The sequence below is a fragment of the Psychrobacillus lasiicapitis genome (genome assembly GCF_006861795.1).
In the GTDB taxonomy this organism is placed as follows: Bacteria; Bacillota; Bacilli; order Bacillales_A; family Planococcaceae; genus Psychrobacillus; species Psychrobacillus lasiicapitis.
In genome coordinates this window covers 224040-243182 of the sequence record NZ_VDGH01000004.1, presented here as the reverse complement: position 1 = coordinate 243182, position 19143 = coordinate 224040, and the positions used below count along the sequence as shown (strand labels likewise).

21 protein-coding genes and 2 pseudogenes are annotated in these 19143 nt (G+C 36.8%); 3 read left to right on the top strand and 20 right to left on the bottom strand.

Features of this window, described 5'->3' with window-relative positions; all coding sequences use genetic code 11:
* Positions 1–102: 102 nt before the first annotated feature.
* From FG382_RS08675 to FG382_RS08590, 18 genes are all read right to left on the bottom strand, one after another.
* The gene (locus FG382_RS08675; protein ID WP_142538502.1) at positions 103–921 is read right to left on the bottom strand and encodes a TlyA family RNA methyltransferase; all 819 of its coding nucleotides are present in this window, start codon (positions 919–921) and stop codon (positions 103–105) included.
* Positions 918–2813: a 1-deoxy-D-xylulose-5-phosphate synthase gene (dxs, locus tag FG382_RS08670; protein WP_142538597.1), complete on the bottom strand. Its 1896-nt coding sequence runs from the start codon at positions 2811–2813 to the stop codon at positions 918–920. Before dxs ends, FG382_RS08675 begins: the two co-directional genes overlap by 4 nt.
* An 89-nt stretch (positions 2814–2902) precedes the next feature.
* The gene (locus FG382_RS08665) at positions 2903–3787 is read right to left on the bottom strand and encodes a polyprenyl synthetase family protein (RefSeq protein WP_142538501.1); all 885 of its coding nucleotides are present in this window, start codon (positions 3785–3787) and stop codon (positions 2903–2905) included.
* Positions 3780–4001 carry an exodeoxyribonuclease VII small subunit gene (gene xseB, locus FG382_RS08660; RefSeq protein ID WP_142538500.1) on the bottom strand — a complete coding sequence of 74 codons (222 nt, stop codon included), beginning with the start codon at positions 3999–4001 and terminating at the stop codon, positions 3780–3782. Before xseB ends, FG382_RS08665 begins: the two co-directional genes overlap by 8 nt.
* A 5-nt stretch (positions 4002–4006) precedes the next feature.
* Positions 4007–5359, bottom strand: a complete 1353-nt coding sequence (gene xseA / locus FG382_RS08655) for an exodeoxyribonuclease VII large subunit (protein ID WP_142538499.1) — start codon at positions 5357–5359, stop codon at positions 4007–4009.
* Between the two features lie 72 nt (positions 5360–5431).
* A complete protein-coding gene (gene folD, locus FG382_RS08650) occupies positions 5432–6286 on the bottom strand; it encodes a bifunctional methylenetetrahydrofolate dehydrogenase/methenyltetrahydrofolate cyclohydrolase FolD (RefSeq protein ID WP_142538498.1) in 855 nt (284 codons plus the stop codon).
* Positions 6287–6311: 25 nt separating this feature from the next.
* A complete protein-coding gene (nusB, locus tag FG382_RS08645; protein WP_142538497.1) occupies positions 6312–6689 on the bottom strand; it encodes a transcription antitermination factor NusB in 378 nt (125 codons plus the stop codon).
* A gap of 120 nt (positions 6690–6809) precedes the next feature.
* On the bottom strand, positions 6810–7202 hold the full coding sequence (locus FG382_RS08640) for an Asp23/Gls24 family envelope stress response protein (RefSeq protein ID WP_142538496.1): 393 nt from the start codon (positions 7200–7202) through the stop codon (positions 6810–6812).
* A 14-nt stretch (positions 7203–7216) separates the two neighbouring features.
* Positions 7217–8566 carry an acetyl-CoA carboxylase biotin carboxylase subunit gene (gene accC, locus FG382_RS08635; RefSeq protein WP_142538495.1) on the bottom strand — a complete coding sequence of 450 codons (1350 nt, stop codon included), beginning with the start codon at positions 8564–8566 and terminating at the stop codon, positions 7217–7219.
* Between the two features lie 32 nt (positions 8567–8598).
* Positions 8599–9096, bottom strand: a complete 498-nt coding sequence (accB, locus tag FG382_RS08630) for an acetyl-CoA carboxylase biotin carboxyl carrier protein (protein WP_142538494.1) — start codon at positions 9094–9096, stop codon at positions 8599–8601.
* A gap of 138 nt (positions 9097–9234) precedes the next feature.
* Positions 9235–9768 (bottom strand): SpoIIIAH-like family protein, encoded by a 534-nt coding sequence (locus FG382_RS08625; protein ID WP_142538493.1) that lies wholly within the window; start codon positions 9766–9768, stop codon positions 9235–9237.
* 1 nt (position 9769) lies between these two features.
* Positions 9770–10216, bottom strand: a complete 447-nt coding sequence (locus FG382_RS08620; RefSeq protein WP_211356380.1) for a hypothetical protein — start codon at positions 10214–10216, stop codon at positions 9770–9772.
* Between the two features lie 188 nt (positions 10217–10404).
* The gene (locus tag FG382_RS08615; RefSeq protein WP_142538491.1) at positions 10405–11319 is read right to left on the bottom strand and encodes a stage III sporulation protein AE; all 915 of its coding nucleotides are present in this window, start codon (positions 11317–11319) and stop codon (positions 10405–10407) included.
* A gap of 15 nt (positions 11320–11334) precedes the next feature.
* Entirely contained in the window at positions 11335–11718 is a 384-nt protein-coding gene (locus FG382_RS08610) for a hypothetical protein (protein ID WP_142538490.1), read from the bottom strand.
* A 3-nt stretch (positions 11719–11721) separates the two neighbouring features.
* On the bottom strand, positions 11722–11931 hold the full coding sequence (locus tag FG382_RS08605; RefSeq protein ID WP_093265786.1) for a SpoIIIAC/SpoIIIAD family protein: 210 nt from the start codon (positions 11929–11931) through the stop codon (positions 11722–11724).
* Between the two features lie 308 nt (positions 11932–12239).
* A complete protein-coding gene (gene efp / locus FG382_RS08600) occupies positions 12240–12797 on the bottom strand; it encodes an elongation factor P (protein WP_142538489.1) in 558 nt (185 codons plus the stop codon).
* A gap of 16 nt (positions 12798–12813) precedes the next feature.
* Positions 12814–13878, bottom strand: coding sequence for a M24 family metallopeptidase (locus FG382_RS08595; RefSeq protein ID WP_142538488.1), 1065 nt, complete (start codon positions 13876–13878; stop codon positions 12814–12816).
* Between the two features lie 69 nt (positions 13879–13947).
* Positions 13948–14370, bottom strand: a complete 423-nt coding sequence (locus tag FG382_RS08590; RefSeq protein ID WP_142538487.1) for a hypothetical protein — start codon at positions 14368–14370, stop codon at positions 13948–13950.
* A gap of 294 nt (positions 14371–14664) precedes the next feature.
* Here FG382_RS08590 and FG382_RS08585 point away from each other — a divergent pair, with 294 nt between their 5' ends.
* The 3 genes from FG382_RS08585 (at position 14665) to FG382_RS08575 (ending at position 15968) form a co-directional block, all read left to right on the top strand.
* On the top strand, positions 14665–14979 hold the full coding sequence (locus FG382_RS08585; protein WP_142538486.1) for an ArsR/SmtB family transcription factor: 315 nt from the start codon (positions 14665–14667) through the stop codon (positions 14977–14979).
* Between the two features lie 81 nt (positions 14980–15060).
* Entirely contained in the window at positions 15061–15489 is a 429-nt protein-coding gene (locus FG382_RS08580; RefSeq protein WP_142538485.1) for a DMT family transporter, read from the top strand.
* Between the two features lie 14 nt (positions 15490–15503).
* A complete protein-coding gene (locus FG382_RS08575; RefSeq protein ID WP_142538484.1) occupies positions 15504–15968 on the top strand; it encodes a DMT family transporter in 465 nt (154 codons plus the stop codon).
* Between the two features lie 156 nt (positions 15969–16124).
* On the opposite strand, the pseudogene FG382_RS08570 reads toward FG382_RS08575, so the two are convergent.
* Together FG382_RS08570 and FG382_RS08565 are read right to left on the bottom strand one after the other, a co-directional pair.
* Positions 16125–17912 (bottom strand): annotated as a pseudogene (locus tag FG382_RS08570) (vitamin B12-dependent ribonucleotide reductase); the annotation flags it as partial.
* Between the two features lie 325 nt (positions 17913–18237).
* Positions 18238–19032, bottom strand: a pseudogene (locus tag FG382_RS08565) (ribonucleotide reductase N-terminal alpha domain-containing protein); the annotation flags it as partial.
* Positions 19033–19143 lie beyond the last annotated feature (111 nt).

Below are 19143 nucleotides of genomic sequence, written 5' to 3'. Positions count from 1 at the left end.
CTCCACTGATGGAAGTTTTCACTTTATATTAGTTACTTTATACATTAGCACTTCACCATAAAAGTCACAAGAAAAAACGCGACTCTCGTGTAGAGCCGCGAATTATTTCAAAGAATTATGTGCAACATGGACGAGCTTTGTAAAATCTATTTCGTGAGGAACAACTTGTCCCTCATCTACGCTTATTAAATGAAAAAGAAACTCGATATTTCCTTCGCCCCCAGTTATCGGTGAAAACGAAGCATTTTTCAATTGAAAATTTTGCGTTTCCGCGAAGCTCGCAATATCATTTAATACATCTACATGTACAGCTGGGTCTCTTACAATACCTTTTTTTCCAACTCGTTCTTTCCCTGCTTCGAACTGCGGCTTAACAAGAGCTATTACATCTCCATTAGGAATCAAAATTGTTTTTAAAGTTGGAAAGATCAGTTTCAAAGAAATAAAAGATACATCGATAGAAGCAAACGAAGGTAAACCTTCTTCAAAATCAGCAGGAGTCGAATATCTGAAATTCGTTTTCTCCATGACCGTTACACGAGAATCTTGACGAATTTTCCATGCTAATTGGTTGCTTCCTACATCTAGTGCATATGCATGCTTAACACCATTTTGTAACCCACAGTCTGTGAATCCACCAGTAGAGGAACCGATATCTAACATAATCTTGTCTTGAACGGTAAGATCGAATTGCTCTAAAGCCTTCTCAAGCTTTAGACCACCTCTACTTACATACTTCAATACTTGCCCCTTTACGGTTAGTACAGAATCGATTCCTATTTTTTCTCCAGGTTTATCTACGCGTTCTTCTTTGTTATATACAAGACCCGCCATAATTGCACGTTTTGCTTTTTCTCTCGTTTCGAACAAGCCTTGTTCCACTAATAGTATATCTACACGCTCTTTCGGTACTTTTGTCATGACGAAATATACCTTGAGCTTTCAGTTACAGAAGTTCTCACTAGTTTAACAATATCTTCTGTCGTAATATGAATTTCCTCTAATAATTGATCGACATCACCATGTTCGATAAATACGTCCGGAATACCAATTCGTTTTACGTTTGCTTGCAAATGCTGCTCGTTATAAAACTCTAGTACAGCACTTCCGAAACCGCCTTGAAGTGCACTTTCTTCCACTGTTATAATCGGAATATTACGTTCCTGCAAGCTCACTAGCATCTGTTCGTCCAGTGGCTTAATAAAACGGGCATTTACTACTTCGACAGATATATTAGCCTCTGCCAGTTGTTCTGCAGCTTTCATTGCCATTGGAATCGTCGTACCAAACGTTAAGATGACAGCTTGTGTCCCCTCTTTTAATACTTCCCATGAACCAATTGGAATCGTTTTTAAATTCTCATCCATTGGCACACCTAAGCCATTTCCTCTTGGATAACGTATGGCAATCGGTCCATCCTCATATTCAAAGGCTGTTTTTACCATATGTTGGCCTTCATTTTCATCTTTTGGCATCATAATAACCATATTAGGCATATGACGCAAAAACGAAATGTCGTATATTCCTTGATGCGTTTCACCATCTGCTCCTACTAATCCTGAGCGATCAATACCGATTACAACGTTCAAGTTTTGACGACAAATATCATGAAGCACTTGATCATACGCTCTTTGTAGGAATGTCGAATAAATAACTAAAAATGGTTTCATCCCATCTGCAGCCATACCAGCTGCCATGGTCGTTGCGTGCTGTTCTGCAATCCCAACATCGAACATGCGATCAGGGAACTCAGAAGCAAATCCTTCTAATTTAGAACCAACAGGCATAGCAGGTGTAATCGCTACAATTCGCTTGTCTGTTCGTGCAAGTTTCCTTGCAGTTTCAGCAATAAGCCCGCTCCAAGAAGGTGCTTTAGTTGCTGATTTAACAAAAGCCCCTGTTTCTGTTTTATAAGGACCAGTCCCGTGCCAAGTACCAATCTTATCTTGTTCAGCAGGTTTATATCCTTTACCTTTTTTCGTAATAACGTGCAGGAGAACAGGACCTTTCATTTTCTTCGCGTTTTTTAAATTTTCTTCTAACGCTTCGAAACTATGCCCATCAATTGGACCTAAATAAGTGAAGCCCATCTCTTCAAAGAATACACCGGATACAAGTAAATATTTTAAACTATCTTTTACTCGCTCCGCAGTTCCTGCAAGTTTCCCACCAACTGCTGGGATTTTTTTAAGCAAATATTCTAAATCATCTTTTGCTCGATTATATGTGCCATGTGTACGAAGTTTTCCTAACACATTATGCAACGCGCCTACGTTCGGAGCGATTGACATTTCGTTATCATTTAAAATAACGATCATATCTGTTTTTTCGTGGCCAATATGATTGAGGGCTTCTAATGCCATTCCGCCTGTTAATGCCCCATCTCCAATAATTGGAACGACATAATTCTTTTTATTCTGTAAATCTCGTGCTTTAGCCATTCCCATTGCAGCCGAAAGAGAAGTGGAGCTATGCCCAGCCTCCCATACATCATGTTCACTTTCAATTCTTTTTGGAAAGCCACAAAGTCCTTTAAATTGACGTAGCGTATCAAACTGATCTGCTCGCCCTGTTAAAATTTTATGCACATACGCTTGATGTCCAACATCCCAAAGAAACTTATCTTCTGGACTATTGAACGATTTATGAAGTGCAATTGTCAATTCTACAACGCCAAGATTTGGTCCAATATGACCACCCGTTACAGATAATTTCTCTATAAGAAACGATCGAATATCTTCACTTAATTCCTTTAATTGTTCATTATCTAAACTTTTTAAAAAGGATGGGCTAGAAATTGAAGTTAAATCCATTGCCATCACACACCTTCTTTTAAGATTTCCTTCTTTACAACTAGTTAATATAATATCAATAAATCCCATTAAAACAAAGTTATACGCTATCAGTTCGATCTTTTCGTAATATAATTGGCAAATTCAATGAGAATGCCGTTGTGCATATTTACTTCTTCTAATGCAACAATTGCTGACTCATATTGTTTTTGCAACTGCTCTTTTGCGCCATCAAGTGTTAAAATAGAAGGATAGGTATTTTTTTCACTTAATACATCTTTCCCCGCAGTTTTTCCGAGTTGTTCTGAGGTTCCTTCGATATCTAAAATATCATCTTGAATTTGAAAAGCCAAGCCAATATGGAACGCATAGGTTTGTAATGCTTTCATAATTTCTTCAGAAGCATTTGCTATAATACCACCGGCTAATATGCTAAAGGATAGAAGAGCCCCTGTTTTGTTTATATGAACTTTTTCTAGTTCTTCAAGCGTTAACGATTTTCCTTCACCTAGTATATCTAGCACTTGCCCGCCAACCATGCCTTCCGCTCCCGCTGCATAGCTTAGACGTTCTATTAGTTCTATTTTCTGGCTTGAAGATAATTCAGGAAGTCGGGCCAGTATTCCAAACGCAAGTGTCAGAAGACCATCTCCTGCTAAAATAGCGAGTGCTTCTCCAAAAACTACATGATTCGTTGGTTTACCTCTTCGAAGGTCGTCATCATCCATCGCTGGGAGATCGTCATGAATAAGGGAATACGTATGAATCATTTCAATCGTACTAGCAACAGTAGCAGCAACTTCGCTTTTAGTATTCAGCTCTTCTAACACAGCAAGTGTATAAAGTGGTCTAATTCTTTTTCCACCTGCTTGAAGTGAATAAACCATTGCTTCTTTTAATTTTTCCGGGGCATGTATCTCTTGTATTAATGTAGATAGGTTTTGTTCGATAATTGGCTGATTTTTTTGGATGAATGCTTGTAAACCATTACTCATTTTCTTTACCAGCTTCCTCTGTCGTTTCTCCCATGAAAGAGACAAGTTGCTTTTCTGCACTTTGTAATTTTTCACTACAAAGCTTGGATAGCTCCATGCCTTTTTGATACAATTCTATAGCGTTTTCTAATGGAACATCCCCTTGCTCTAATTGACGAACAATATTCTCTAGTTGTAGCATAGCTTCATCAAATGGAATTTCTTTTTTAGTCATAAAAATTAGTCCCCTCTCTCATTTCTATCTACTTCTTGAATAATCGCTTCAATTCGGCCGTCCGATAAAGTAACAACGATTGAATCACCTTGCTGTACATCAGTCACTGATTTTACTAACTTACCGTTTTTATACGCAATGCTATATCCACGATCCATTATTTTTAGTGGATTTAATGCTTCTAATGTACGAATAGAGGAGATAAATTGATGCCGATTTTTTTCAAATGTTGATATAGCTACTTGATTAAGTTGGTTTGTAATTGTTTGTACAGATCTTTGATGTTGGTCTATCACTTTCTGAGGTGAAAGTTGGATAAATCTATTCTGTATTTGCGTGAAAGAACGTTTTTTATCTTTATATAAACGACTTGTTTCTCTTTGCAGTTGTTGCTCTGCACGTACATATCTTTCTATAAAAGGACGATATAACTTTTCGGGAGTTGCAAGCACAGGTGATTCCATAGCTCGTTTAAATCTATTTTTCTCATCCGCTAATTTTTTGGTGATGAAATGTAAACAGGCAGATTGATAGGATAATACATTTTTCATCAGGTTTTCTTTACTTGGAACAGCCATCTCAGCAGCTGCTGTTGGGGTTGGAGCACGTAAATCAGAGACAAAGTCTGCAATCGTTGTATCCGTTTCATGGCCCACTGCGCTAATAATAGGTATGTCACTATTTGCAATCGCTCTAGCCACTACTTCTTCATTGAATGCCCATAAATCCTCAATAGATCCCCCGCCTCGTCCCACAATGAGAACATCTATCGAATTTAGACTATTTGCTTGTTCGATAGATTTTACGATGGAGGGAGCTGCTTGAGGTCCTTGAACAATACTTGGAAACACTATTACTTCGCTAAGCGGATATCTACGTTCTAAAGTGGTCAAAATATCTCGAATTGCTGCTCCGGTTTTCGATGTAACTACTCCGATTTTTTTAGGGAAACTAGGAATTGGCTTTTTACGACTTGGATGAAACAATCCTTCTTTTTCTAATTTCTTTTTTAATTGTTCAAAAGCGAGGAAAAGTTCTCCAATACCGTCTGGTTGCATACTGGTTGCATAGAGCTGATATTGACCTGCTGCTTCAAAGACATTGATATCACCGCGAATAAGTACGTTCATGCCGCTTTCAGGGATGAATTTGAGCGATCTTGCATTCATCGCAAACATCACAGAAGTGACTCTTGCAGCATCATCCTTTAATGTAAAATAAATATGTCCGCTCGAGTGGACTTTCACATTAGAAAGCTCTCCCTTTACATACACATCACGCAAGTGTGTATCTGCATCGAATTTTCTTTTTATGTATTTAGTTAATGCTTTTACCGTTAAGTATGTATGTGATGTCACGAACGAAACAACTCCTCAGACTTTCCACAATGTAAAAGCTGTCTTTCTGTAGAAAAACAGCTTTCCTTAGTATTAGTTGGTTAGGGTATTTTCAGCCGATAGGCATGTATTTTCCATAAGCATAGCAATTGTCATCGGTCCTACTCCACCAGGAACTGGTGTGATTTTTGATGCAACTTCTTGTGCTGAAGCAAAATCCACGTCGCCACAAAGCTTGTTATTTTCATCACGATTAATACCTACATCTATAACAACGGCGCCTTCTTTTATATAGCTTGCGTCAATCATTTTCGCACGTCCAGTAGCAACTACTAAAATATCCGCTTGTTTTGTAAATGTATGTAAATCTTTTGTTTTGGAATGGCAATACGTTACGGTTGCATCTTTTTGTAACAACAATTGTCCCATCGGTTTGCCGACGATGTTGCTTCTCCCTATAATAACCGCATGTTTTCCTGCTATTTCTACATCACTGTATTCTAACAACTTCATAATGCCAAATGGCGTACAAGAAAGGAAGGTTGGTTGACCAATCATCATTTTACCAACGCTTTCTGGATGAAAACCGTCTACATCTTTAAGAGGAGAGATAGCTGCAATTACACGATCTTCGTCTATTTGTTTAGGTAAAGGTAATTGCACTAAAATACCATGAATTTTTGGATCATTATTTAATGTTTCGACATGTTTTAGAAGAGCATTTTCTGAGATCGTCTCTTCTAATTCAATCATGACAGAATACATACCTAGTTTTTCACATGTTTTTGTTTTGTTGTTAACATAAGTTTGAGAAGCTGGATTGTTCCCAACTAATACAACTGCTAAACCAGGTGTTACACCTTGGGCTTTTAAACGTTCCACACGGTCTTTTACTTTTTCTGTTACTTTTCCTGCGATTTGTTTTCCATCAATTATATGATTCGTCACTATTTATGCTCCTTCATTGTAAAAATTATTGCTCTGTATATTTAGACAATACGCCATTTACAAAACGACTAGATTTTTCGTCACCGAATACTTTACAAATTTCTAAAGCTTCGTTAATAACTACTTTCGCTGGTGTATCTTCCGTAAATAATAATTCATATACCGCAATACGAAGAACTGTTCGTTCTATTTTAGGTAATCTAGCGAGTGACCAGTTCTCTAACTTGTCTACTAAAGAAGCATCTATCTCTTCTTTATGATCTATCGTTCCTCTAACTAATTGAGTTAAAAATGGGTCTTGTTTTTCCGTAACATGGCCAATTGCCTCTTCTATGGAAATTTCATGATTGTCTAACTGAAATAGTGCTTGCAATGCTAGCTCTCTTGCTTGTCTTCGTTTCATAAATAAGTTCTCCTTTAAATGTAGCTATCTAAAGAACAATAATAGCATATTTCCCTCCAGAATGCGTAGGAGAAGAAAGAAAAAATGAAAAGAGCCACCCTCGGGATGACTCTTTTCCTATTATTCTGCTGTTTCGAATTGCACACCGGTAATATGAACGTTCACTTCTTTAGGAGTAAGACTTGTCATATTCTCGATTGCTTGACGAATTTGGGATTGTACCTCTCTTGCAACAACTGGAACAGAAGCACCGTATTTAACTAAACAATAGACGTCGATAAACAATCCATCGTTTGTGATTTCTGTTTTAATCCCTTTACCGTGGACTTTTTTTCCTAGCCGCTCTACAACACCCGCAGCAAAGTTACCACGAGTTCCAGCAATTCCTTCTACTTCATTCGTAGCAATACCCGCAATTACTGTAATTACTTCTGGAGCAATTTCAATTGTTCCTAAGTTATCTTTTCCTTCAGGAGTCATTTGAACAAATTTTTGTTCGTTATTTTCTGTCATTTAGAACACTCCTTTTATGAATTCATCACATCGTATTTTTCTAAGAACTTCGTATCAAAATCTCCAGATACAAACACTTCATGATTCATCAGTTTTTCATGAAAAGCAATGGTTGTTTCCACGCCTTCTATGGCAAACTCGGAAAGTGCACGCTTCATCTTCGCGATTGCTTCCTCTCGCGTTTCGCCGTACGTAATTAGCTTAGCTACCATAGAATCATAAAACGGTGGAATGCTATAACCAGGGTAAACAGCCGAGTCTACACGTACACCTAGTCCTCCTGGTGGCAAGTAAAACTCAACTAATCCAGGGGATGGCATAAAGTTTTTCGCAGGATTTTCTGCGTTGATACGGCATTCCATCGCCCATCCGTTCAGTTTAATATCTTCTTGTTTAAATGCTAATTTTTCACCTGAAGCAACTAGTAGCATTTGTTTGATCAAGTCGATACCAGTAATCATTTCTGTAACGGGATGTTCTACTTGAATACGAGTATTCATCTCCATGAAGTAGAATTTTTGATGGATATGATCAAATATAAACTCTACAGTACCTGCACTTTCATAGCCAACTGCAAGTGCTGCTTTTACAGCAGCTTCTCCCATTTCAGCACGAAGCTCTGGTGATAATGCTGGAGATGGCGCTTCTTCTACCAGTTTTTGCATACGACGTTGAACAGAGCAATCTCGTTCTCCAAGATGGATAGCGTTGCCGTGGCCGTCTGCAAGTACTTGAATTTCCACATGACGGAATACTTCAATGTATTTTTCTAAGTATACGCCTGGATTGCCAAATGCAGCAGCAGCTTCTTTTTGCGTAATTTTAATGCCTTTAATAAGATCTTCTTCGTCTTTTGCAACGCGAATTCCTTTACCACCACCGCCAGCAGTTGCTTTGATAATGACTGGGAATCCGATTTCTCTTGCAACATTTAGTGCATCCTCTTCTGTTTCCACAATCCCTTTTGATCCTGGAACTGTTGGAACACCTGCTTTTTGCATTGTTTCTTTTGCAACGTCTTTAATACCCATACTTCTAATCGCTTGAGATGTCGGCCCGATAAATTTAATATCGCATTCCTCACATAGCTCCGCGAATTCTGCATTTTCAGCTAAAAACCCATAACCAGGATGAATACCTTCACACCCAGTTAGTTTTGCTACGCTAATAATATTTGAAAAGTTTAAATACGAATCTTTTGATAATCTTGGTCCAATACAATACGCCTCATCCGCAATTTGGACATGAAGAGCTTCACGATCAGCCTCTGAGTACACAGCAACCGTTTCAATCCCTAATTCCTTGCACGCACGTATAATTCGAACCGCAATTTCACCACGATTGGCGATTAATACTTTTTTCATTCTTTATGCCCCTTTCCTCGTCTTTTGTTTTCTTAATTTCCTTTTACGAGGAACAACGGTTGACCATATTCAACTAATTGTCCGTCTTTCACAAGAATTTCTACGATTTCGCCTTCTACTTCGGCTTCAATTTCGTTGAATAGTTTCATTGCCTCTACAATACAAACGATTGAATCTGCATTTATTTTACTGCCAACTTGTACGTATGCACCCGCATCCGGAGAAGAAGATTGATAAAAAGTACCGACCATTGGCGAAGTAATTTTATGTAACGAGCTTTCTTCTACAACAGGTTTTGCTTCTGTCACAACTACCTCTTCCTTGATTTCACTTACTGGCTCAGCCTTAACTTCTACCATTTTCGGTTCTTCCACTACAGAAGAGCTTTCAAATGATTGTCCACCTGTAGAGATTATACCTTTATCATTCTTCTTTAGTTTAATTTTTGTACCATCTGATTCATATAAAAATTCGTCTAATGAAGATTGATCAATCAATTTAATAATTTCTCTAATTTCTTGGATTTTCATGTGACTTGTCTCCCTTTTATATACATTATTAATACTTACTCTACCCATTTTAGACGTTTTTACGACAATTTGAAATAGCTACGGCGGAAATCTTCCCGAAAGAATGAAAAAAAGCGCCCGCTAGAGGCACTTTTTTTATCATAAACCGTTGAATTTTACTTCCACATTGTAAGCTTGTGGCCATTCTCTTTTTACAGCATAAATAATATCTGATGCTTTTTTAGTAGATTGTTCGTTCGCCACAACATCTATTAATACATCATTATCTTCGATTCGAACAAGCGCATCGTCATATCCTAACGATTTAATAATTAGCTCCAGCATCGCTTCTGTGGAATCTACCTTAACTAATTCTTCAATTTTGTTAAACGCTTCATCTTTTTGTTCTGCAGTAAATTCATTCGAACCGACTTTTGTCTCTAATTGGGCACGAAGCTGGCTACGTTGTTCTTGTACTTCCATTCTCATCTCTTCGAATGCATTATTACTAGAGGCAAATGATTCTTCGTTCGTAGATGATGTTTCTACTAATTCCACGTCATCTAATGTGTCATTGGAAAAAAGAGCGATTCCATCAAAAGGCGATGGTCGATCCGATAAGTAGAAAACCGTCACTACCGCTGCTAAACTGATTAAAGTTAAAAACCAAACCGATCTCTTTTTTATATTCATATTATTTATCCTCCATTTCCATTTCTTGTATCACGATTCGATGTGGAGCTATTTGCAAAACAGATGAAAGGGTCTTAATCAAATTATTTTGTACGCGTTTATCCCTCGCTCCTTCCGCTACTACTAGTATCCCAATCAGTTCTTCCTTGTCCCCCCTACTGTCACTTGTCCACTGGAAAAATGATACCTCGCTTTCCGTTGATTTTTCAGTGCTCTCTTTGTAATGAAAATAAACTTCCACGCGACCAACCCCACTGATTTTCTCTAATATGTAGCCTAAATCTTCTGTTGTTTTGGGAGCTAGTTTTGTTTCTTGTTCATTGCTTTCATTATTCCAAAGGAACATTTCTGAAAAAAGTAGACTGATAATGAGAACAGCAATACTTATGACAACAAAACGAAAAGTGGGCTTTTGTTTAATTGATATAGTGTTCACCCTTCTTTTCATGATGGTTACAATACTTTATGCAAGACAAACTATTTATATGAAGAGAAAGGACAAGATCCAGAAGATTATCGCAATTTTTACAAGAAAGTCTATCCGTTCACTGCCCGAACCTTCTAGCAATATCGAAAGAAGTTCTCCGACAACGACAATCAATAACAATCCAAACAAGAAATTGGTAACGATTTTCCTTATCCTTTCACACTTATGAGTAATTTCGCAAAAAGCATCGTTAAAATAATGGTAAAAAAGAAAGCAAATGCGATTAAAACTGAAATAATGGATAACACAAACAATGTCCTTCCAATATCGTCTAGTAAACCACTAATATCACCGTCGATAAAAGGGTCGAGAATCGCGCCCAATAATCGGTATAAAAAAGCAATTAAAATTGTCTGGATTGTCGGGATCGATACAAGGACTAATACAGAAAACAGTACTGCATTGCCTGTAACAACCGAAGCTGAAGATGAGTAACTTTTCATCGTACTAATACTTTCTGTTAAAAGAGATCCAACAAATGGAATATTATTAGCGATTAGTCTTTTTGCCGATTCATTAACCGCCCCGCTGACAGACCAAGTAAATACACCGTTAACAGTCATAAAAAAACTATATAAAAGTAAGATAATAGAGGTAGTCCCAACTAGCGTCATGCGAATGAGATCGGACATTTTTGAAAACGAAGTAGCTGGATGTATTCTAGTTATTACATCAAATATAAATGCCGCCATAATGGAGGGAATTAATACTTTCTCAGCTAATACCGTCGTAAAAGAAGCAAATACCATAACCATTGGATTCCATAAGGTGATTAGTAATGCGCCACCAGATAATGCAATTCCTGCTGTTAATAATGGATACATTCCTAAAAATAACGTTACTAATTGGTTCGAGAGCGCTTGGATCATATCTAATGTCCGGATTGCAGGCTCTAAACAATAAAAGCAAATAATCATGATAAACAAAAACTTTAATAATCGTTTACTAGATGGTATTAACCACTCTAAACAAACAAATACCAATCCAAACAGTAATATATACGTAAATGTTTGGATGACCTCTTTGACCGGCTGCAATAGTGTCTGTAACATTTCATCCATCATTCATTGTTCATTCCTTCAAGAAAGTAATCCGAGTACGGAAAAAAACTTTTCGTAAAATTGCTTCATATGTTGCAGCCAAGCGAGAAGGATGATTGCTTTTGTAGTAAATGTAAACATCGTTGCAAGGCTTGTATACTCATACTCCGAAAGAAGTTCTTCCACAATTTGAGTAATAAAAAGTAATAAGACAGAAAAAAGTAGTAATTTAAATACGGGTAGTAGGGCGACTGGAACTATGGAGAAATAGTGAGTTACAAACGGTATTATAAGGGAAATCACTAAATACGTTAAAAAAAGAAAGATATAAATGGTATAGATAATCGAATGTAAGCGCGGATACGTCTCTTTTACTAATTCCAACAAGCAAAATGCGAGGATAATCGTCACATATACAATCATTGGCTAACTCGTCATAAGAAGCCATTCTAGAAATGTGGAAATCTCGTAAAAAAATAATCTTAATAAACGCAGCAATTCGATTGTCATATATATATATCCAACAAAAAACAAGAAAAACGCAAATTCTTTTTTACCAGTAGATTCAAAAAACAAGTGCAGAATCGCAATCAATAATCCTATACCCGCAACTCGAAGTACATCGTGAAGTTCCACAATGCCTCCCCCTTCCATACGAATAACATATGAACGCATATTCAAGAATATGAAAAAGATTATCGGAAATTAGGGGATGCTCTATTAAACAATAGAGGGGTTAGTGGAACCATAAATTTCCTTTTACAACTAAAATGCGCTTTATTACAACTAATCAGAGCGAAATTCCAACTACGCACTACAATATTCCAACTAAAGCTCTTGTGCGAATATAAAATTCTGACCAGGCTTTTAATATGTGAAAACAACAAAAAAACGAGCCTTTTCTCGAAAAAATCGAGGAAAGACTCGCTATTTATCATTTTATTTTAAGCTCTTGATACGTATGAACCTTCATCTGTGTTAATGATTAATCTATCCCCAACATTGATGAAAAGTGGAACTGTTACTACTAAACCAGTTTCAAGTTTAGCTGTTTTAGATCCACCACCAGAAGTGTCTCCTTTAATACCTGGTTCTGTTTCCGTTACTTCTAGTTCAACCGATTTTGGTAATTCTACTCCAAGTGTTTCACCTTGATATTGAATTACATGAATTTCCATATTTTCACGTAAATATTTTAATTCTTCTTCGATTTGGTTTTCATTTAACTCTAATTGCTCATATGAATCAGTGTCCATGAATACATGTTGATCACCACTTGCATATAAGTATTGCATTTTTTTGTTATCAATTTGTGCTTTTTCAACTTTTTCTCCAGCACGGAATGTTTTTTCATTCACCGAACCATTACGTAGATTTCTTAATTTTGAACGTACGAATGCTGCACCTTTTCCTGGTTTTACATGTTGGAAATCCAATACGCGGTAAAGTACACCATCTACTACAATTGTTAAGCCTGTTTTAAAATCATTTACTGAAATCATCTATTTCCCTCCAAAATTAAGTTAGTATTAATAGTTCTTTTGTCGAATGCGTAAGCTTTTCTAAACCATTTTCTGTTACTAGTGCATCATCTTCGATTCGTACACCACCGATATTCGGTAAGTAAATACCTGGTTCAATCGTAATAACCATACCTGGTTCTAACACAACATCCGAACGGAATGATAATCCTGGTCCTTCATGAACCTCTAGACCAATCCCATGACCCAATGAATGCCCAAATGCTTCTCCGTAGCCTTTAGAAGCAATATAGTCGCGCGCAATTGCATCTGCTTCTTTACCTGTCATACCCGGTTTCACCTTTTCTAAAGCAAGTAATTGTGAATCGAGGACAACTTGGTAAATTTCTTTCAATTGTTCGCTTGGCTCCCCAACTGCAACTGTTCGAGTCGTGTCGGAAATATAACCATTATATATGGCGCCAAAGTCTAATGTCACAAAGTCGCCTACTTCAATTACTTTATCTGATGCAACACCATGTGGTAGTGCTGAACGCACTCCTGAAGCAACGATTGTATCAAAAGAAGAAGAGGTTGCTCCACGTTTGCGCATGAAGAATTCTAATTCGTTGGACACCTGTAATTCCGTCATCCCTGGTTTTATGTATGTAACAATATGCTCATAAGCCTCATCAGCAATGCGACAAGCTGCCTTTATTATACTAATCTCTTCGTCCGTCTTTATCAAGCGAATTTTTTCAACTAATCCAGATAAGGGTACTAAATCTGCTTTGACGGCTTGTTTATACAATTCATAGCTACTGTAAGTCAAATCCTCTTTTTCAAATCCAAGCGATTGAATGCCCATTTCAGCAACTTGTTTTGCTACTTCTTCGATTAATGTCTTCTCATGTTTTACAATGCGGAAATCTTTAATCTGGCTTGCAGCTTGTTCAGTATAACGAAAATCCGTGATAAAAACTGCATCATTTTTAGAAACAATGGCAACACCAGCCGTACCAGTAAATCCTGTCATATAACGTCTATTGTATCCATTTGTAATTAATAATGCGTCGACCCCTTTTTCTTCTATAGCTGTTCGCAATTTCGCAACTTTCATGATTACCCCTCATCTCATTTTCTAATAACTACTACCTATTATTTTAGCATATGAAATAAGGATGGTAAATTTTCATTTACTTAATGGTTTGTCTTGCGCATGAAAGATGGCAGATTCCATTAAAAATCGCGTTGCCACGATAATAATACATATAAAGGGAATGGACATTCGTTTAATCGTTTTTTCAATGGTACTAGCATCCAGAATGATCCATTCTAATATAAATGCGATGATTAATCCTAGTGCAATACTTGTGATGGCTATCGGAATTTTCATGAATATCAAGCTAATATAATATAAAATAATGCTCGCTGCCCACACGACGATAAACAATATTACCCATTTGATAAATGTATTGCTATCCTTTAATACATGAAAAGTATCCGAAAATCCTACTGGATCCCATTTGATGAAATGAAAAAAATCTAATATTTTAAGCATTATTACAGTAATCAATGCCACTGTAAAACTAGTACTGATTGCTAAACCTTTCATGTAAATCCCCTCAACTTTTTTTACTTTAGTGTAGGCTTCAAAAGGAATTTTTAAACAAGGAAAAGTAAATACACAAATGCTTATCTCAAACCGATGGCCAAGGGCGACTAATCACTGATTGACAGCAACCAATTCACAAAATTGCAAACTTACATGAGATGAGAGGACAGTATCTGTAACTCTTTTTTAATGTTGCGCGTAGGTACTACAATGTTGTGAGTACCGCTTGCATGTAAGAAATTATTCTCGCCTTCAATTTGACATATCGAAATTTCTAGATATATAATTACCCTCATGAAACCTATTGATGTTTTCAAAGCATTATCTAACGAAACAAGACTCAAGATTTTAGAGTGGTTAAAGGAACCCGAGAAACATTTCCCAAAACAAGGCGCTCACCTACCCAAGGAGGTAAGTTACAAAGGCGGAGTATGTGTTGGAGATATTCAAGAAAAAGCCAAAATTTCTCAATCTACCGTTTCTAGCTACTTAAATATGATGCAAAGAGCTGGTTTACTTGAATCTATTCGTCATGGACAATGGACATACTACAGACGTAATGAAGAATTTATTCAACATTTAGCTGAATATTTTAAAACAGACATCTAATTAATATTGATTTCTGTTTTTTTTACCACCTTATATCTATTTTTCTAGATATACAATTATACAGAAATGAGGAATCGATATATGCGATTTATATCTTATATGTTAGCCCTACTAGCTGGAGCAGCACTTAGCTTTGAAGGAGCTATCTATGCTGAATTAGGAAAAACAATTGGACAAATAGAGACAAGTTTTTATAACTTCTTTATGGGCTCAATAATCATGAGTCTATTGTGGCTATTTTTTGGAAAAGGGAAGATTTCATATACTTTAGAGGCACCTAAGTGGTCATTACTTGGAGGAGTCTTGGGTGTTATTTATTTAACTTCCATTGTTGTCAGTGTCCCATTCGTTGGTGTTGGCATAACAATGGTTGCTGTTATAATCGGGCAATTGGTAATGAGTATGATTATTGAACATTTTGGATGGTTAGGTAGTCAGAAAAACAAGATTAATAAAGAAAAACTATTTGCAGTTCTTTCCATGATCATGGCACTTATATTAATAAACTAGGAGGTATGACCATTATGGGTTTATTTATGATTATATTCACATTAATTGGCGGCATCACATTAAGCGCACAATCATCTATCAATGGTACATTTAGTCGAAAAGCTGGAACAATAGAAACAACATTATTAACCTTTCTCACTGGAACAATGTTTTTGACCATTTTTATTTTATTTTTTGGTAGCGGGAATATACTAGCACTTTTAGAAGCACCAAAATGGCAATTAAGTGCAGCATTTTTAGGCACTATGTATTTACTTTTCACTGTTATAGCAGTACCAAGAATTGGAGTAATAGCAACAAATATTGCTGGTATAGCTGGTCAACTAGTAATTGGGCTTATTATTGATCATTTTGGATGGTTCAATAGTTTAGTCATAGAATTAGATATAAAACGGGTTTTCGCTTTATTATTTATGGTTATTTCCCTTTATTTTATATATAAAGGAAATAAACGCACTAGCGACGATACAGTTGCATAAATCCTAACTATGTTTACTTCAGAAATAGTATTAAATAATTTGAGATGATCGTTTTCTTTTGGACATAAAAAAACACCCCTTTAGATATTTTTTATCCAAAGGGGTGTAACTGTAAAACTTTATTTTAAATCTACATTTGTTTAATTCTTTATTATATTATAAACCACATTTTAACTGTGCATTACAGTTTGTACATGTGTTACAGCCACCCATTTCTTCTACTGTCCCTTTTCGGCAAACAGGACAAGTATTCCCAACTTCTGATCCTATAGTTACATTCGTCGAGCGTAGATCTTGGATTGTATCGATTAATACGATAGGACGTTTTTCAAATACTTTTTCTTCTTCCTGCTCCGGATCGTCTAATGTATTTTCCTCCGCTTTTAGCGTCAATACTTGCGCATCGCGACTTCCATCCACGTATACAGTACCGCCTTTTGCTCCGCCATTGTATAAGCGTTCATAAACAGCTTCTACTTGTTCTACTGTGTAGCCACGTGGAGCATTTACTGTTTTCGAGATCGAACTATCAATCCAGCGTTGGATAATACATTGCACATCTGCATGTGCTTCTGGTGGTAATTCCATAGCCGTTACAAACCAGTTTGGAAGATTTTCTTCTTCCGCTGATTCATTATTAGCTAAATATTCTTTTACAATATCAGCTTTTACTTCGATAAACTTCCCTAAACGTCCACTTCTGTAATACGTAAACGAATAATATGGCTCCAGACCAGTCGAAACACCAACCATTGTTCCAGTAGATCCAGTAGGAGCAACAGTTAATAAATGCGAGTTGCGAATACCAGATTCTAAAATAGTGTTTCTAATTTCTTCTGGCATTGTTTGCATGAATCCTGTTTCAGTAAAAGCTTTTCTAAGTCGATTTGTTTCTTCTTCTGTTTCGCCTGTTAGGAATGGGAAGCTTCCTCGTTCTTTTGCCAATTCTGCAGAAGTTTCATATGCTGCAATCGCTATGGTTTTAAAAATCTCATCTACTAAAACATTTCCTTCTTCAGAACCATATTCTTTTTCACAATAAATAAGTAGATCTGCTAGTCCCATTACGCCAAGTCCAACGCGTCTCTCGCCGAGTGCTTGTACTTTATTTTCTTCTAAGAAATATGGGGTTGCGTCAATAACATTATCTTGCATACGCACACCAACGCGTACTGTTTCTTTTAATGCTTCATAGTTTACTGTCTTTGTCTCTTTATTTGCAAATTGTGCTAGGTTTACAGCAGCTAGGTTACAAACAGAATACGGTGCTAATGGCTGCTCACCACATGGATTGGTTGCAACAACCTTTTGTCCATATGCTTTTGCATTTGTTTTTTCATTTGCATTATCAATGAAGAAAACGCCAGGCTCTGCTGAGTATGTTGCACAAATATTAATCAAATTCCAAAGTTCTTTCGCTTTTACTGTACGATAAGTTCTTACAGCATACCCCATTTTTTCCCACTCGCGAACATCGCCAATTATATGCCAATTTTCGTTGTAAAATGCCATTTCCTCTTCTGTATAAGATTCAGTAGCTGGGAAACGAAGGTCAAAGTCTTCATCATTTTCTACTGCTTTCATAAAATCATCTGTTAACGTTACTGAAATATTCGCTCCAGTTAAAAATTCTGGATTATGAACAGTGTAAGTACCACCATCGCGAAGTTTCGTTTCTGCATCACGAATGATTTCATTGCTGAATCCTCCAAGACCAGGGATTGCTTTATAGTTTATAATACCTTGATACATCGCTTCTTCTTGGAATGTCAACGGTTTAAATTTAAGCTTGTCCTTCGCTAATTGTTTAATAGTTTCGTCTTTTGTATTTTCGATTAGGAATCGTAAAATTCGTGGATTTTGCATTTTCGAAATGATGAATTCCGCAATATCCGGATGCCAATCGGCCAGCATTATCATTTGTGCTCCCAACTTTGTTACACCACCATATGTGGGGTTAGGTCATTTCTGCCTAACTCTTATGCTTTCACATAAGTTCAGACTATATCATCAAAGAAATATCATTATTCTTTGTCTCGTGCCTTATAGAATCATTACTGATAACTATAATTTACTTCTTCCATAGCAATGCATTAGGAAGTTTCGATAGTCGTTGAACGTTGATCTCCGTTTCCAAAGACCCTTCGCTGCTGATTGTCCAATCTCTCTTCTTTTCAAACCTTCACGCTCACTATTGCTAGTCACGTTGTGGTGAAGAAAGCTCTAAGGATGTTCCAGCAATTCACGAGATTACGTCGCCGATATGTTAACGACGTGACCCACCTTGTTCGACAAGATGAGTCAATTTAGCAATATCATCTAACCAAGATACAGAACCTGAAGACTTACCATTTACCCCGCGTGCTAATGTATTACGCGGACGAAGTGTGGAACCGTTCGTACCAACCCCACCACCACGGCTCATAATCTCCATTACTTGCTTACGATGATCACTAATTCCTTCACGAGAATCAGCCACAAACGGCATTACGTAACAATTAAAATATGTAACATCCGTTCCTGTTCCTGCTCCGTATAATACTCGTCCAGCAGGAATGAATTTTAACGAAACTAATTGTTGATAAAACTTTTCAAACCATTCTGTTCTTTTTTCTTCTGTCTTCTCCACCGAAGCAAGTCCAGTAGCATTTCGTTTAGCAATTTGTTCATAGAATACTTCTAAAGGTTTTTCTATTACGCTAAGTGGACGAGTGACAACTCCTGATGCAACTTGATTGCTGTCATCAATTGCACTTCGATAATCTTCTTCGATCAATACATCTGCAGTTTTCGCATCGACATTAATCGACACGATATATCCTAAACCGCGCGCCGGAAACTTCGGATCGTCTTTCACCGTTAATACGACAAAATCTCCTGTTTTTAGCGTTTTTTTCTCCGTATCTTTAAAAGAGTAACGGTCAATCATAACAAGTCTAGATACACCTTTATGTGTTAATTTCATGTCAGTTGTAATAGGGTGTACTTGTGGAAATTGCTCAATATCTTTGTTTAATTGTTCAATGTTAATGGTTGCATTTGGGTTTTGAGATGCTAATACCATCATATTGCCTCCCTTTTTATAAAAAAATAAAACACACCATATAGTGTATCATTATCTATAAACGATACTATATGTTGTGTTATTTTGCAAATGAATAGATTTTACGCAAAC